Origin of the sequence: Vibrio sp. 10N.247.310.17, assembly GCF_041466605.1 — a bacterium.
In the GTDB taxonomy this organism is placed as follows: domain Bacteria; phylum Pseudomonadota; class Gammaproteobacteria; order Enterobacterales; family Vibrionaceae; genus Vibrio; species Vibrio tasmaniensis_A.
The window spans coordinates 1-15898 of the sequence record NZ_JBFSTC010000059.1; the positions used below are offsets into that span (position 1 = coordinate 1).

General features: G+C 44.8%; 13 protein-coding genes. 5 read left to right on the forward strand and 8 right to left on the reverse strand.

Translation table 11 applies throughout. The features are described 5' to 3' along the window. Window positions 1-132: 132 nt before the first annotated feature. The 5 genes from phnR to AB6D80_RS15830 form a co-directional block, all read right to left on the reverse strand. Complete coding sequence (phnR, locus tag AB6D80_RS15810) at window positions 133-837, reverse strand: phosphonate utilization transcriptional regulator PhnR (RefSeq protein WP_371708191.1); 705 nt, start codon at window positions 835-837, stop codon at window positions 133-135. Between the two features lie 68 nt (window positions 838-905). Next, a complete protein-coding gene (locus AB6D80_RS15815; RefSeq protein WP_198926216.1) occupies window positions 906-2615 on the reverse strand; it encodes a putative 2-aminoethylphosphonate ABC transporter permease subunit in 1710 nt (569 codons plus the stop codon). A gap of 20 nt (window positions 2616-2635) precedes the next feature. Continuing rightward, the gene (locus AB6D80_RS15820) at window positions 2636-3745 is read right to left on the reverse strand and encodes a putative 2-aminoethylphosphonate ABC transporter ATP-binding protein (protein ID WP_371995757.1); all 1110 of its coding nucleotides are present in this window, start codon (window positions 3743-3745) and stop codon (window positions 2636-2638) included. 222 nt (window positions 3746-3967) lie between these two features. Beyond that, a complete protein-coding gene (locus AB6D80_RS15825; protein WP_371708189.1) occupies window positions 3968-5389 on the reverse strand; it encodes an FAD-dependent oxidoreductase in 1422 nt (473 codons plus the stop codon). A gap of 184 nt (window positions 5390-5573) precedes the next feature. Then, complete coding sequence (locus AB6D80_RS15830) at window positions 5574-6584, reverse strand: putative 2-aminoethylphosphonate ABC transporter substrate-binding protein (protein ID WP_017094998.1); 1011 nt, start codon at window positions 6582-6584, stop codon at window positions 5574-5576. Window positions 6585-6933: 349 nt separating this feature from the next. Between AB6D80_RS15830 and phnW the strand changes: the two genes are divergently transcribed. The 4 genes from phnW to AB6D80_RS15850 all read left to right on the forward strand — a co-directional run bounded on the left by phnW (window position 6934) and on the right by AB6D80_RS15850 (window position 11789). Next, window positions 6934-8037 carry a 2-aminoethylphosphonate--pyruvate transaminase gene (phnW, locus tag AB6D80_RS15835; RefSeq protein WP_371708188.1) on the forward strand — a complete coding sequence of 368 codons (1104 nt, stop codon included), beginning with the start codon at window positions 6934-6936 and terminating at the stop codon, window positions 8035-8037. Then, a complete protein-coding gene (locus tag AB6D80_RS15840) occupies window positions 8037-9476 on the forward strand; it encodes an aspartate aminotransferase family protein (RefSeq protein WP_017098396.1) in 1440 nt (479 codons plus the stop codon). Before phnW ends, AB6D80_RS15840 begins: the two co-directional genes overlap by 1 nt. 84 nt (window positions 9477-9560) lie before the next feature. Next, window positions 9561-10379 carry a phosphonoacetaldehyde hydrolase gene (phnX, locus tag AB6D80_RS15845; protein ID WP_012600354.1) on the forward strand — a complete coding sequence of 273 codons (819 nt, stop codon included), beginning with the start codon at window positions 9561-9563 and terminating at the stop codon, window positions 10377-10379. Between the two features lie 351 nt (window positions 10380-10730). After that, window positions 10731-11789 carry an OmpA family protein gene (locus AB6D80_RS15850; RefSeq protein ID WP_372189014.1) on the forward strand — a complete coding sequence of 353 codons (1059 nt, stop codon included), beginning with the start codon at window positions 10731-10733 and terminating at the stop codon, window positions 11787-11789. A 143-nt stretch (window positions 11790-11932) separates the two neighbouring features. Here AB6D80_RS15850 and AB6D80_RS15855 read toward each other — a convergent pair whose 3' ends face one another. Next, window positions 11933-12331, reverse strand: coding sequence for an OsmC family protein (locus AB6D80_RS15855; protein WP_017104208.1), 399 nt, complete (start codon window positions 12329-12331; stop codon window positions 11933-11935). A gap of 196 nt (window positions 12332-12527) precedes the next feature. Between AB6D80_RS15855 and msrB the strand changes: the two genes are divergently transcribed. Further along, window positions 12528-13670, forward strand: coding sequence for a peptide-methionine (R)-S-oxide reductase MsrB (gene msrB, locus AB6D80_RS15860; protein WP_372189016.1), 1143 nt, complete (start codon window positions 12528-12530; stop codon window positions 13668-13670). A gap of 115 nt (window positions 13671-13785) precedes the next feature. On the opposite strand, the gene AB6D80_RS15865 is transcribed toward msrB, so the two are convergent. After that, complete coding sequence (locus AB6D80_RS15865; protein ID WP_372045905.1) at window positions 13786-15153, reverse strand: TrkH family potassium uptake protein; 1368 nt, start codon at window positions 15151-15153, stop codon at window positions 13786-13788. 27 nt (window positions 15154-15180) lie between these two features. Then, window positions 15181-15837, reverse strand: a complete 657-nt coding sequence (locus tag AB6D80_RS15870) for a TrkA family potassium uptake protein (RefSeq protein WP_102582829.1) — start codon at window positions 15835-15837, stop codon at window positions 15181-15183. Window positions 15838-15898: the final 61 nt, after the last annotated feature.

Sequence of the window (15898 nt, forward strand, 5' to 3'; positions counted from 1 at the left end):
TTACTACCGTTTTTGTTTTAAGTTCCCGCTAATCCGCGATGAACCATAAAAAAGGCCTCCAGATAAGAGACCTTTGATCATTCCAGTTGGGCAAAACCCCAAAGCGAGGTGTGCCGATGTTCTAACGTTCGACTAGCGCTCGAGCTGTGCTATCGACTCAATACTGATCGCATCATGACGCCAATACTCAATATCGCAGTCAATCAAATCACCGTTCTGATTGTAGTTAACACGCTCAACCACCATAGCAGGAGAGCCAGAAGTCGCACGCAGAGCTTGTGCTGTTTCACCCAGTAATGACGTTGTGCTCACGCGATAACGAATCTTCTGATACACCACGCCAAAGTGCTCTCGGTATATGTCCGTCAACGACTTAGACAAGTCGTAGTCAAGCAAGTTAGGCAACAGTTCAGGTCGAATGTAGTTGGTCACATACACAACGGGCCTGTCTTCAAGATAACGAACTCTGTCTACTCGATAAACATCCGAAAAAGGTTGCAGCTCAAGAAGCCTAGTTGCTTCCTTGGTCGCTAACATGCCTTTCGCCGCCACCAACTCTGTTTTTGGCTTACGATTCTGCGACAAAGCCATATTCGTGAAGTTCAGCGTTTGTGTTGGATCGTAGCGCAGTGGCGCTGGAGAGATAAACCAACCACGTCGGTCTTCTCGATAAATTCGTCCTTCCGCTTCAAGTGAAGACAAGGCTTCACGTAACGTAACTCGAGTCGTATCAAACGATTCAGCCAGTTTGCGCTCCGCAGGCAGCTTCTGTCGTGGCGTTAACATCCCCGACTCTATCTGTTCTACGATGACATCTTTGATTTTTACGTACTGCACTTCATTTCCTTTTATTCTTGTTCTTGTCGTCAGCCACTCCTTGGCCAACTGCAACATAAAATGGTTCGCTAGCGTTTACGCCAAGCTTGGGTGCGCTTCTCGAATAACTTGTTGATTAACATATGAATCAACTTCGCGCTCGCTGCCGATATCATGATCATCACCGCCATGGCTGCTGCTGCACCGGTTTGTCCCGCATCGTCCATATTCAGTACTGAAACTGACGCAGGTATCGTATCGGTAGAATACAAGAATACTACCGCAGATGTCGTGGTAAGTGCATTAATAAACAGGTATGTCGCAATATCTAAAATCGCAGGCAGACATACGGGTACCGTCACCTTAAAGAACAGCTTGTATTGCGGTAGGTTAACCGAAGCCGCCGTCGCTTCTATTTCCTCAGGCAGCTGTTTTAATGCGGTTAACGCTGTCATGTGGCCGACTGTGTAGTAGTGAACCACCGTATTAATCACCAAGAACGCCATCGTGCCATATAAGAAGTTGAGTGGGTTACTCAAATCATTAAAGTAGAAGATATACCCCAAACCCAACACCATACCCGGAACCGCCATCGGCACAACGCTGAGCATTTGCATCGCTTGACGAACTAGACCAAATGCTCTGCCTTTCTCAATGCAATATGCACCCAAGAAAATCAACACGGTACCGATAATAGCAGTCCAAGCGCCGAGGGTTAAAGAGTTGAAGAACGGCGTCCAACCGTAGGTACTCATTTCTGCGAAGTTATAGTTATTCAAGGTGAGTGCTTTGTTCCAAGGCCAGAACGTGACCATAGAACCGTATATCGCCATGCCTAGCACGATAACAACAGCAGCAGAGATGATGGTGCAATAAAGGAAACACATGCCATCGCGTAGAGTGTTTGGTTCAGGTTGGTACGCGACGGATCGAGTATCAAACAAGCTCTTCTGTTTCTTTTGAACCCAGCGATCCACTGTAAACGCAAGCAATGCAGGCAATAGCAACAAAATACTGGTCACCGCACCCATAGAGAAATTCTGTTGCCCTACTACTTGTTTGAAGATGTCAGTCGATAGAACGTTGTAGCTGCCGCCAATCACCTTTGGTACACCAAAGTCACAAACCACCAACGTAAATACAACGATCAGAGTGCTGATCAAACCATACTTTGCCGCAGGTAGCGTCACCATGAAAAAGGTTTTTAATGATGAAGTATTGAGTGCACGTGCCGCCTCATACAGACGTGCATCAGAGGTTCTTAACGAGGTGGTCAGAATCATCAAGGCGTGTGGAAAAGTCCAAAATATTAAGCCGAGTGATATACCAATCAAACCGTATACCGAATTTCCCCCTAACACTTCTTTGGCGATACCTTGGTTGCCAAATAAAAAGATCAAACTGATCGCAGGAAGCAACGATGGAGCTAGAATCGGCGCTGAACCCAACACCTGAAAAAGCCCCTTGAAAGGCATACATGAACGAGTCAACGCATAGGCATAACCAAACGCTAATACACCCACGACAACCGTTACTAATAGCCCAAGCGTAAACGTGTTACCTACCGACTGCCAGAGGCTCTGCGAAGCAAAATACGTTGCGAAATTCTGTAATCCTACAAATTCACCGTCTGCGTTCTGAACACTCTTTTTCAACATTGCCCACAGTGGCATCAAAATGAATAGCGTCATGACCACTGACAAAAAAGCCAGAAGCCCGAATAGGATTACGTTGTCTTTACTTAACCGAGCAAGAAAAGGCGTTACTCGTCGTTGAATTAGCAGCTTAGATTGCATCATTTGAGTCGATTCCATGATTGTTACGCCGCCTCGTCTTTCATCACTTGCAGGCTTTCAGATGGGTAAGATCTAAGACCTTCTTCATCAAACGCTACGTAACGAATATCGCTGCGACGCAGTTTCAATCGATTAAACTCTTTGACTGACACATCAACGATGATCTCTTTAGCCGTTGAGTCATGTTGCAGCTCGCACTCAATTCGATAGAACGCCCCGAGGAACTCGCTAGATATGATTCTGACGGGTAAAGACTCGTTAAAGCGATCAACAAACTGAATTTGTTCTGGACGCACCGCGATATCAAAACGATCGCCATGCTTTGGTGTCAAATTATCTAAAACTGGCAACGCTAACATCGACTCTGCAATGCGCATTTTGCCTTTCGCAGCAACAGAAGCTTGAATAAAGTTCATGCTACCAACGAATTCAGCGACAAAGCGGCTAACTGGATTTTGATAGATTTCTTGCGGAGCACCCACTTGCTCGATAACACCATGATTCATGACCACAATGCGATCGGCCATGGTTAAAGCTTCATCTTGATCATGAGTCACCATGATGGTAGTAATGCCCAGCTTACGCTGCAATTGACAGATCTCATCACGCAGGTGTGTTCTTACCTTCGCATCAAGTGCAGATAGCGGTTCATCGAGGAGTAGCAAACCTGGAGACAAGGCCAATGCACGAGCGAGAGCCACGCGTTGCTGTTGTCCACCAGACAGCTGATTTGGGTATTTTTGGCCAGAAGTTGGTAAACCAATGGTTTCTAACCAAGATTCTACCGCTTCCAGAGCTTCTTTGGTCGACATCCCTTGGTTCTTCAAACCAATTGCGATGTTCTCTTCCACAGTCAGGTTTGGAAATAGAGCATAAGATTGAAATACGATACCAAAATCGCGCTTCTCAGGAGGTAGGAAGGTCGTATCATTACCGTTCTGCTCAATAGAGCCTGAGGTCGGTAAATCCAGTCCTGCAATCGCACGTAGTAGTGTCGTTTTACCGCAGCCAGATGGGCCAAGGAAACAGACGAATTCACCTTTATCGATCGATAGAGAGATGTCTTTTAACGCTGTAAATTGGCCAAATTGCTTTACAACGTTTTCAATATTCAAATAAGTTTGGTTGCTCATACTACAGCACTCTTTAAATGGTATATACCAAATTTAAACTTTGAATATTGCAGTTGAGTGACAAATTTATAGAAGCTAAATGACAGTTATATTGCAGAAATAATAAGCATTAAAGATTGCTATTTTTTCAGCATTAAAAGTTAGTTCAGAAAGCCCTTAATGACTAGCCCATAAGTCACAGAGAGCCTTAGTGTATACCTCTAATTTGAACCTTAAATCAATTTATGATTCAACCTTGTCGGCTTTACCTGCCGCACCCGCGAGCTTTGCCAATTGTTTATCCAACCACAATGGCGTGTTACCAGAGTCTTCCGCGTTCTCTTTTCTTCGAACAGCATCTCTAACCATCATTGCCCCAACCCAACGAAATGGCTCTGGTGGGAAATAGCCTCGTGGACCGCTAGTTAAACCACTACGAGTCCATTCGTTATCACCCCCTAACACCATTGAAGACAAAATTTTCCCTCCCATGCGAGTTTGAGCGACACCATTACCTGAGTAACCGAGCCCATAATAGATGTTGTTTTGGCCTTTTAGATTACCGAAAAATGGCAATCCTGTGACGGATCGGTCAGAACCGCCCGACCAGTTGTAATCGAATTCATTCTGCTCCAGTTTAGGGAACAATTTCTGGAAAGATTGATTGAGAATCGGTAGGTAATTAGTCGTTTGGTTGAACATGCTTTCAACCTGATTCGCAAACGAGAATTTATTGCCGCCTTTGCCCAACATGAGTCGTCCGTCCTGGGTATCTCGGTAGTAGTGGACAAAGATACGCGAATCCACCACCGCCGCCCCTTTCTCTGGGCCAAATTGCTTGAGCTTATCTGGAATAGGCTTAGTCACTACCATGTCAGACGAGACAACCACAATGCTGCGTTTGAACTCTTTAAAGTGATCGAGCATCCATGCATTGAGCGCTAAGATCACTTTATCGGAAGTTATCGTCCCACCCTTAGTTTGGACGCGAGCTGGCGAGCCGTAATCAAGAGAGGTCATCTCTGTATTTTCGTAAATTTCGACACCCAATTCGATCGCAACGCGGCGTAAGCCTCTCGCCAATAACGCTGGCTGAACGCTACCAGCAGCTTCCGAGTAATAACCTTCAATATGACGATCCGACCCAGCTTTATCAGGCAATGACTGATCGCACTTCTTCCAGCTGTTGATACCCTGCTTGACCAACTCATTAACGACAGGCTTCATTCCGCCCTTTTGAGATTCATTGGTTGCCGTGTAGTAAGTGCCACTTCTATAAAGATGCGCATCGATTTTATGCTCGTTGCAGAACGCTTCGATCTCGTAAATGACTTTTTCAGATTCCTTAACCAGCCATTTGGCTTGCTCTTTTCCATAGAGTTTTTTCAGCGTTGGATATTTGGTTGACCAAGTCAGCATACACCCGCCGTTCGCGCCAGAAGCACCGCTGCCACACAAGCCTTTTTCAATCACGACAACATGTTTTTCGGGCTGTTGTTGTTTGATTGAAATCGCAGTCCATAAACCAGTGTAACCACCGCCGACAATGGCGATATCACAGTTAACGTCTTTTTGAAGCGGTTTAACGGATTCTAGCCCCGCATTGATGCTACCAAATTCCTGTTCCAATGCTTGCTTGAACCAATATGAGTAGTGCTTTTTCATTTGTTGTACCTTACTAAAAACCTAAAGGCGTAAAACTAAAAAAGGAAGACCGAAGCCTTCCTTTACTGATTCCTAACTTCTAATGAGCTGCATATCTAATGGACTACGTGTCTAATAAACCATGTGTCTAATAAGCTCAGTAGATAATTAACTAAGGAGCTCATGAACTAAAAAACTCAGCAGATTAAGATTTTGGCTCTGATTTAGCGTCAAACTTCTCAGACCATGTTTTAAGAACGTCTGCACGTTCACTGCCCATGCGAGCGAAGTCCATTTTTGCCATGTTCTTTTCTACATTAGGGAAGTTCTCTGCTTTGCCTGTCACATCTTGGTGACCAACAACTGGGTACATTTCGATGTAAAGCTCGTTTGCCGCTTTAGAAATAGACCAATCGATAACACGTTGTGCTGCATCAGAAGGCTTAACAAGGCCTACCGCTTCCGATTCCCAGCCGATGCCTTCAGGCGTAATCACAGAAAGTGGAGCGCCTTGAGTTTTCAGCTTAGCGCCACGGCTCGCCATAGAAATACCGATAGCGACTTCACCCATGCCCGCTTGAACACATGGCTTAGAACCAGAGTGCGTGTAGTGAGCAATGTTTTGGTCTAGCTTCTGCATGTAGTTCCAACCTTGGTCTTCACCCATGTTTTGTAACCAAGCCGAAACCTGCATGTAGCCCGTACCAGAAGATGCTGGGTTTGGCATAGCAATGTGACCTTTATAGATAGGTTTCGTTAGGTCATCCCAAGACTTAGGCGCCGGTAGGTTCAATTGCTTAGCCACCACTTCGTTAAAGCAAACTGCATTAAAGAATGCATCATTGCCGTACCAAGCTTGAGTAGATTGCGGGTCGTTGAGGTTTGAACGCAGTGCTTCTACACCTTGAGGTGTGTAAGGCTTGAGAATGCCCTCTTCTTTAAGCAAAGCCATAGAAGAGCCCGCAAGACCCCATACTACTTCTGCACGAGGGTTGTTTTTCTCGGCCAATAATTTTGCCGTCATGATCCCAGTTGAGTCACGAACCCATTTGATGTTGATGTCTGGGTTTTCACTTTCAAATGCGTTTTTGTATTTCGCTAAAATGTCAGTTTCAAAAGCGGTGTAAACCGTCACTTCCTGTGCTGCATAAGCATTACCCGCTAATAGAGTAACTAATGCTGCGAGTGATCCTTTCATAAAACGGTTTTTCATCATTTTCTCCAGTCAGGCCCGATGCCAAGGTTAGGAATTGCCAAGGTTAAAGTTGTTAAGGCTAGAAGCTCCATCTAGAGGCTTCTATATCCATAAATTCATTTAGGTTGTGAGCACACACTTTTATTTGGTATGCACCAGATAGCGAGTATTAACCTAATCGACTTTTATGACGATTAAATGAACAAAAAATGGCAGTTTCAAGATCGGAAAATTTCTCAACATCAGTGACAAATTTGAATATGAAGCTTTTGTGAAAATAACGTTTTGGCTATTTACGACCGTTTAAATTGGTTGTTAAAGTAACTGTAAATATTGGTATAGTCCAGAATATAAATCACGAGAATTAAACATGAGAAACGAATACCTACTACTGACACCGGGTCCTCTATCTACTTCTGAAACCGTTCGCCAAGCGATGCTAAAAGATTGGTGTACGTGGGATGATGAATACAACAAAGACGTTGTTGAAGTGATTCGTAGCAAGCTAGTGACTTTTGCGACTAAGCAAACGGGTTACACGAGCGTACTAATGCAAGGTAGCGGCACCGCTTCAGTTGAAGCAACAATCGGTAGCGTTATTTCTAAAAGCGGTAAGCTTCTTGTTGTTGACAACGGTGCGTATGGGGCTCGGATTGCTCAAATCGCAGAATACTTAAACATTCCATGCCATGTCGTTTCCCCAGGTGAAACATCACAACCTGACTTGAACGAAATGGAAACGGCATTGGCCATGGATTCAGACATTACTCACGTGGCGATTGTCCACTGTGAAACCACCACTGGCATGCTGAATCCAATTGAAGAGATTGCCAAATTGGCAAAACAGCACAACAAAACCGTCATTCTTGATGCTATGTCGAGCTTTGGTGGCATCCCTATGGATATTGCTGACTTAGGCATCGACTACATGATCAGCTCTGCAAACAAGTGCATTCAAGGGGTACCGGGGTTCGGCTTTGTTATTGCTAAGCAATCAGATCTCGAGAAGTGTAAAGGCCAAGCTCGCTCATTAAGCCTTGATTTGTTTGATCAATGGCACTGTATGGAAAGCAACCATGGGAAATGGCGCTTCACCTCTCCGACTCATACAGTGCGCGCTTTCTACCAAGCTCTACTTGAATTGGAACAAGAAGGCGGCATCGAAGCTCGTCATAGTCGCTACCAAACCAACCAAACCACATTGGTTGCAGGTATGCGTTCTCTTGGCTTTGAACCACTGCTTAATGATGACCTTCACTCACCTATCATTACCTCTTTCTATTCTCCAACTCATAGCGATTACCAATTCAAGGAGTTCTATGACCGTTTGAAAGAACAAGGGTTTGTGATTTACCCGGGCAAGGTTTCAAACGCAGACTGCTTTCGAATCGGTAACATCGGTGAAGTTTACCCGTCAGACATTGAAGCTCTCATTGGCGCTGTAGAAAACGCTATGTACTGGGACATCAAATAATGACGATGACCAATCAAGAGCCGATTCTAAAGGCCACACACTTTCGAAGCGAAGGCGATGTGAACACCACGCCAGCACGCGAAAAATGGAACGAATCGCTAAACGATGATGCGACTCAAGCAATGTTAAAGCGTGACTCTGACGTGTTTCTTCATCAAGCCATGTCAACACCTTGCCTAGACACGCTTGAAGCTGCAGAAGGCATCTACATTCAAGATGCGACGGGCAAGAAGTACATGGACTTTCACGGCAATAATGTTCACCAATTAGGTTATGGCCACCCACATATTATTAATAAAGTGACTCAGCAAATGGCGTCATTGCCGTTTTCACCGCGTCGCTTTACCAATGAGACTGCCGTTCAGTGTGCTGAAAAACTCACACAGATCTGCGGTGGTGATTTGAATCGCGTGTTGTTTGCTCCCGGGGGCACATCCGTTATCGGCATGGCGCTAAAACTTACTCGACATGTCACCAACAATTTCAAAGTAGTGTCATTGTGGGACTCATTCCATGGTGCGTCACTCGATGCAATTTCAGTGGGTGGCGAAGCTTGTTTCCGCGAAGGCATGGGGCCATTAATGGCTGGCGTAGAACGCATTCCACCAGCCGTCTCTTATCGCGGTGCTTTCCCGCTTCGCGATAGTTTTCCATTAAGTGGGAATAACGCTAGCGATTCAAACGAGACTGCATGTGATGTGCACTATGCCGATTACCTAGAATATGTGATTGAAAAAGAAGGCGGTATTGGCGCCTTCATTGCAGAAGCGGTTCGTAACACAGACGTTCAAGTGCCAAGTAAGGCTTATTGGAAGCGCATCCGTGAGATCTGTGACAAACACAACGTCATGTTGATCATCGACGACATTCCAAACGGTATGGGTCGCAGTGGCGAATGGTTCACTCACCAAGCGTTTGATATCGAACCTGACATCCTATGTATCGGTAAAGGTTTTGGCGGCGGCTTAGTACCAATCGCAGCCATGATCACTAAAGACAAATACAACACGGCAGCGCAAGTATCTCTTGGTCACTACACCCACGAGAAAAGCCCAATTGGTTGTGCGGCAGCACTCGCGACCATGGAAGTGATTGAGCAAGAAAACCTACTTGAAAAAGTACAAGCGGACAGCGCATTCGTGCGTGAACAGTTGCTTCAAATGAAAGAGAAGTACCCAGTCATTGGTGACGTTCGCGGCATCGGCCTGCTCTGGGGGGTGGAATTGGTCACCGACCATATCACCAAAACCCGAGCGTTCGATGAAGCAGAAGCCGTACTTTATCAATGTCTGAACGATGGCCTGAGCTTTAAGGTGTCACAAGGTAATGTGATTCAGTTGAGCCCACCATTGATCATCAGTCGCAGCGAACTAGAAGTCGCTCTGTCTGTATTCGAAAAAGCGATAGCAAAAGTCTGCAAAGACTTTGAATACCTTTAAACCATCATTTAGCCAATAACTTAAAACAATCATTCATCTCCCAGAACAACCTGAGCCGGGAGAGAACAGAAATAGGACACGACTATGAACACAACATCACCTATCCAAGCGGTTATCTTTGACTGGGCTGGCACTATCGTTGATTTTGGATCATTTGCTCCAACCAGTATTTTCGTTGAAGCATTCAGACAAGGTTTCGACTTTGATATCGACTTAGCAGAAGCGCGAGAACCCATGGGGATCGGCAAATGGGACCACATCCAAGCAGTTGGTCGAATCCCAGCTGTTAACGCTCGTTGGAATGCTCAATTCGGACGCTCGATGACCAGTGAAGACGTTGATGCGATCTACGCGGCATTCATGCCTCTTCAGAAAGCAAAAGTAGCAGACCACGCAGCACCAATTTTAAACGCGATTGAAGTCGTGAATAACTTAAAAGAAAAGAACGTAAAAATAGGCTCTTGTTCTGGTTACCCACGTGAAGTGATGGATGTGCTAATTCCAGCTGCAGCAGATTACGGTTATCTTCCTGACAACGTAGTTGCAACTGACGACCTACCGCAAGGCGGTCGCCCTGCTCCATTCATGGCACTTAAAAACGTCATTGACCTAGGTGTGACGAACGTCGCTGCGTGTGTGAAAGTGGATGACGCTGCACCAGGTATCGATGAAGGCCACAACGCGGGTATGTGGACGGTAGGCCTTGTATTATCAGGGAACGAAGCCGGCTTAACCTACCAAGAATATGTGGATGCCGACGAAGCGACACTTGCAGCTGCGCGAGAAAAAGCAAGCATTAAGCTAAACAAATCAAACCCGCACTACCTGATCGATACCATCGCCGACTTACCTAGAGTGATTGCAGATATCGAAAAGCGTTTGTTAGCCGGTGAGCGCCCGTAACAGCTAAAGCTCCGCTCCACCCTACAACTCAGACTATGTAGCCATATAATCCGTTCACACAAAAAGATGAAACCTCGTACCGCCTTAAAATGATACGAGGTTTCATCGTTTCCAACATTTAAGACAACAATTGATCAACAAAAAGGCTATAAATAGCGCCTTGAAAACTATGAATACCAACAATCCGATTGACTATCATACGCAATCAGACTAACAATACATTAGTAGTTCCTTAAAAGTTCTACCTGAATCAACGCCTTGATTTACTTACGGTCGCAGTGTCTTAGCCAGTAAGTTATCGCTTTACAGGTCAGTTCAGATAACAATAAAAATTAATCCAAGGATAAGATTATGAAAAAACTTTCTAAAATCATGTGTGCTGTCGTCGCAGCTTCCGGCTTAGCGGCAGCACCTTCTATTGCTGCAACCACTTATGTTGGTGCAAAAGTGGGCATGGGTTGGCTGGATAGCGCATGCGTAAGCGGTGAAAAGTGTGATGATGATGCAATTGGTGCAGGGATATACTCTGGCTATAACTTCACAGACAGACTAGGTGTTGAGTTAAGTTCTGATTTCTTAGGTGACTACAAAACGAGCTTTTCCAAAAATGGGGTTACAAGTAACTTTAGCGACCCTCTAATCGCTATCTCACTAACGCCAATGTACCGCCTACCAGTACAACAAGAGTTCGATGTATTCTTCAAAGCTGGTCCTGCTTACATCTCGCACGGCGGTGAAACAGACGTTGTTCTTTCAGCCGGTATCGGTCTAGAGAAGCAACTTTCCTCAGATTGGGCTGTTCGTGTTGAGTACCAATACTTCGATGATTTCGATGACAACTATGTTCAAGACTTAAACTCTAACTTTGTTACCGTTGGCCTTAGCTACAACTTTGGTACAGGTAACACAACGGCTTCAGCAGCAGCCGCTTCTGCAGCCGTTGTAACACAGGCTCCTGCAGAGCCAATTGCCGAACCAGAAGTCGTTGTTGTTGAAGAAGTTGTGGTTACTAAAGCTAAAACTGAAAGCTTCTCTCAAGGTATGTTTGAGACAAACAGCACTGAATTATCTTCAGAAGGCAAAACTGCATTAATACCATTAGTTGAAGTACTGCAAGCTCACCCTCAATCATCAGTTAATGTTGTTGGTCACACTGATTCAACAGGTGCAGCAGAGTACAACATGATGATCTCTAAGAAGCGTGCTGCTGCTGTAGCCGCATACATTGAAGAGCAAGGCATTGCAGCTGACCGCATTGCAGCTTCAGGTGAAGGGGAAGAAAACCCTGTAGCATCAAACGCTACAGCTGAAGGTCGTGCGCAAAACCGTCGTGTTGACGCAACGATCCCAAGCTTCGAATACCAAGAAAAAGCGCAAATGGAAGAAGTTATCGTAGAAACTGCTGAATAATAGCACTCTACCTTAATTAAAATAATAAGGGCGGAGCACTTTCAAGTGCTCCGCCCTTTTCTTTATCAGGCTCTCCATATATGCCGTCAGCTATAAGTAGAAGCCGTAAAAATCAGTCTACCGCCAAGCTGTACAGTCAGAGACTAGACTATTTCCCAGCTGTGGGTCATCTCTACACCAGCACCCAGCATTAAGCATACTGAACAGTACTTTTCTAATGAATCCGCACAGACCTTAGCTACAAGCTCGGGATCAAGATCATCACCAGATACTTCAAAATGAATATTAATTACAGTGAAAATTTTTGGTGCCGTTTCACGACGTGTCGTTTCAAGTTTTGCATTACAGCCTGTGATGCTTTGGCCTGCAGATTTCAAGCCATCAACCACATCAACAGAGCTACAACCGCCAGCCGCCATTAACACCATTTCCATAGGGCTTGGCGCGGTAGCACCGCCACTGCCATCCATAACGACAGAGTGACCTGATTGAGATTGACCTAGGAATTTAAAGCCTTCGACCCATTTAACTTCTGCTTGCATGTTGTTCCTTAGATGTACGGAAACCGCCATCATTATCTATTATATCAATAATGGACACCCTACTACTGGCAGCATTTATGAGCAAGATTTTCTGTTTGAGATATTTTTTTTATGAATAGTGTAATTTTTTCCATCTAAACCCTGTCTCTATTCGTACATTCAAAATCGAATGAAAAGACGTCAAGATGAGGTATCTATGAATAAATTATCTAAAATATTGGTATCACTCGTGGTTGCGCTACCACTGATTTCGCTGTTTGTGAGCCAGACTGGCACTGCCAATACAATGGATAAAGCGATGGATTCAGGTAAAAGTGAAATCGCGACACTGGCTGGTGGTTGTTTTTGGTGTACAGAATCCGACCTAGAAAAACTGACCGGCGTCACCGACGTTATCTCTGGTTATTCCGGTGGTGAATTAGAAAATCCAACCTACAAACAAGTTTCCTCGGGTAAGTCTGGACACATCGAAGTGATCAACGTGACTTACAATCCCGATGTCGTTAGCTATGAGCAGGTACTTGACCAATTCTTCAGACACATCGATCCTACCGATGATAAAGGCTCATTCGTAGATAGAGGTCCTCAATATCGACCTGCTATTTTCTATCATAACCAAGAGCAAAAAGACGTTGCTCAGAATTTCATGATGGAAATAGACAAAGCTCAGATCTTTGGTGAGCCACTAAAAACAGAGCTGATCAAGTTTGAAAAATTCTGGCCAGCAGAAGAATACCATCAAGATTATTACAAGAAGAGTAAGGTTCGTTATAACTACTACCGCTACGCTTCTGGTCGTGATCAGTACCTAGATAAAATCTTCGGTGATGATAGAAAAGAAAATCCGAAAACGATCCGCCAAATCATCGATGGCAAAAATGCGACAGCTAATGCTAAAACATACACCAAGCCGTCTGATGCAGAGATCAAAGCATCTCTAACTTCACTGCAATACGATGTCACACAAGACGACGCAACAGAGCGCCCATTTGACAACAAATACTGGGATAACAAGCAAGAAGGTATTTACGTTGATATCGTAACGGGTGAGCCTTTGTTCTCTTCAAAAGACAAATACAAGTCAGGTACAGGTTGGCCGAGCTTTACACAACCAATCAGCGAAGCTTATGTGGTAACAACTACTGACTACAAGCTACTTTACCCAAGAACAGAGGTTCGCAGTAAATTTGGTGACTCTCACCTAGGGCATGTATTTAAAGATGGTCCAAAGCCAACAGGTTTACGCTACTGCATGAATTCAGCCGCTATGCGCTTTATCCCAGCAGATAAATTGGCTGAGGAAGGCTACGAAGAATATGTAGAAATGTTCGAAGGCTAAGAACTCAGAAACTGACTATAAACCTCTGAACCTCTAAAAACCAAAGCCAGCATATTCGCTGGCTTTGTTTTTCTAACGCACTAACAAGAAGGGTTAACTTAACCCGTTAACATTATTAGCCCGTTAACACAGTATCTTCGGGGTATTTCAACAAGGAAGGTTCTGGACGAGCTAACATGTACGCCAAAGTGAGAGGACCAATACGCCCAATCACCATAACGACAATCATGATGTATTTACCCGGCTCAGTCAGGTTTGCGGTTAAGCCCGCTGTTAGGCCAACGGTTGCAAAGGCAGAAATGACCTCAAACATCACGCGGTCAAACGCGGCTTGCTCAGTAAGCATTAACAAAAACATCGCAGTGGTTAATAACGCCCCACTGACCACAATAATGGCCAAAGACTTTGTTACCGCTTGCCAAGTCACGGTGCGCTTAAACATCACGACATGCTTTTTCTGACGCAAGAATGTCCAAGTTGCAACAAATGCAACCGCGAAAGTCGAAACCTTAATACCACCACCAGTGGAAGTCGAACCTGCACCAATCAACATCAGTACTATCATCACCAATAATGCCGGTTGCGTATACTGAGACAAGTCCACACTGTTGAAACCAGCGGTACGAGCACTCGCCGACTGGAAAAATGCCGCTAACCACTGACCTTGTGCCGATAACCCTTCCATAGTCGCTGAGTTATTCCTCTCCAACAACCAAAACATCACCGTACCAACCAACAATAGCGCTGGTGTCGCTGTTAACATAATCTTGGTATGTAAATGCAAGTGTTGGAAACCTTTACGCCAGTTACTCGATAAGTCGCCGACGACTGTAAAACCAAGTCCACCAAAAATAAACAAACCTGCTAATGTAAATATCACCAGTGGGTCGTCAACAAAGCTCATCATACTGTCTGAAAACAGTGCAAAGCCTGCGTTATTGAATGCGGAAATCGCGTGAAATAACGCGAAAAAGCTCCCTGTTGCCCATCCCATTTCAGGCACCCAGCGGAAACAGAGCAATACAAACCCGACAAACTCCGCCACCAATGCAAAGATGATGATCTTCTTCACTAACTTACGAAGGTTAATCTTACGATCTTGTCCAAGTGCTTCTTTTGCCAATGCTTGTTGTTTAAGGCTTAATCGGACACCAAACATATAGAGCAGTACCGCAGACAGGGTCATCTGCCCTAACCCACCCACTTGCATCAAGAACATCAGTAAGATTTTTCCTGCCAAGGTGAAGTGCTGACCAGTATCGACAACACCTAAACCTGTCACACTGATCGCTGACGTGGCAGTAAACAGTGCATCCGTAAAGCTTAGCCCTGTCACCGAGAACACAGGCAGCGTCAACAAGATTGCTGAGGGGATAAGAACACCTAAGAAGCTCGTAAGGATAATCTTAGGTTCAGAGCCTTTGCGTGGCTTCTTATCACTTTTAAGGGTGTAGAAAGTACCTTTTCGTTTTACCGAATTCATACTGTTACCTTACTTACCGATTGCCAATTACCAATTGCGTAGCTTTCTAGATAAAGTCTCTTTCGGCCCAGCGATGATCACCACATCCCCAATTTCTAAACTCACATCCAGTTCTGGTGCTTTCGTTAAATTCGGGCCTCGCTTAAAGCCAAGTACCTCAACACCATTTTCTTTACACAGCTTAAGGTCACCAAGTTTCTTACCCAACAAATTAGAACCAATAACGATTTCCGTCATCGCTAAGCCACTGCCAAGGTCGATAAACTCAAGAACGCGTCTATCCAACATTTTACGCGCGACACGAATACCCATATCTCGCTCCGGCATGATGATATGGTCAGCACCAATCTTAGAGAGGATCTTGCCGTGGAACTTATCATTCGCCTTAACCCAGACTGCCTTTGCGCCTGACTCTTTAACGACCAAGGTCGTTAGAATACTGGAATTAACATCAGAGCCAATCGACACCATCACCATGTCGTATTCATCGAGCCTTAACTCTTTAACTGTCTCTTCGCTTGTACAGTTCGCAACAATCGCTTGAGAAACAAGAGCCGCCGCATCTTTCACTCGCTCTTCATCAATATCAACGGCGAGTACCTGTGAGCCTGAACTTTGTAGCTCTTTACAGACAGAGAGACCAAAACGTCCCAAGCCAATAACTGCATATTGTTTGTCACTCATTTATTACTCCACTTACAAAGCTACGTAGCATCGAAAACAAATAATGAAATTGTCTTCATAC

What these genes read in the sequence shown, in the direction of transcription:
- AB6D80_RS15870 (WP_102582829.1), bottom strand. Translation starts at nt 15,837, where the DNA reads ATGAGTGACAAACAATATGCAGTTATTGGCTTGGGACGTTTTGGTCTC.
- AB6D80_RS15825 (WP_371708189.1), bottom strand. Translation starts at nt 5,389, where the DNA reads ATGAAAAAGCACTACTCATATTGGTTCAAGCAAGCATTGGAACAGGAA.
- phnW (WP_371708188.1), top strand. Translation starts at nt 6,934, where the DNA reads ATGAGAAACGAATACCTACTACTGACACCGGGTCCTCTATCTACTTCT.
- AB6D80_RS15815 (WP_198926216.1), bottom strand. Translation starts at nt 2,615, where the DNA reads ATGATGCAATCTAAGCTGCTAATTCAACGACGAGTAACGCCTTTTCTT.
- AB6D80_RS15830 (WP_017094998.1), bottom strand. Translation starts at nt 6,584, where the DNA reads ATGATGAAAAACCGTTTTATGAAAGGATCACTCGCAGCATTAGTTACT.
- AB6D80_RS15840 (WP_017098396.1), top strand. Translation starts at nt 8,037, where the DNA reads ATGACGATGACCAATCAAGAGCCGATTCTAAAGGCCACACACTTTCGA.
- AB6D80_RS15865 (WP_372045905.1), bottom strand. Translation starts at nt 15,153, where the DNA reads ATGAATTCGGTAAAACGAAAAGGTACTTTCTACACCCTTAAAAGTGAT.
- AB6D80_RS15850 (WP_372189014.1), top strand. Translation starts at nt 10,731, where the DNA reads ATGAAAAAACTTTCTAAAATCATGTGTGCTGTCGTCGCAGCTTCCGGC.
- msrB (WP_372189016.1), top strand. Translation starts at nt 12,528, where the DNA reads ATGAATAAATTATCTAAAATATTGGTATCACTCGTGGTTGCGCTACCA.
- AB6D80_RS15855 (WP_017104208.1), bottom strand. Translation starts at nt 12,331, where the DNA reads ATGCAAGCAGAAGTTAAATGGGTCGAAGGCTTTAAATTCCTAGGTCAA.
- AB6D80_RS15820 (WP_371995757.1), bottom strand. Translation starts at nt 3,745, where the DNA reads ATGAGCAACCAAACTTATTTGAATATTGAAAACGTTGTAAAGCAATTT.
- phnX (WP_012600354.1), top strand. Translation starts at nt 9,561, where the DNA reads ATGAACACAACATCACCTATCCAAGCGGTTATCTTTGACTGGGCTGGC.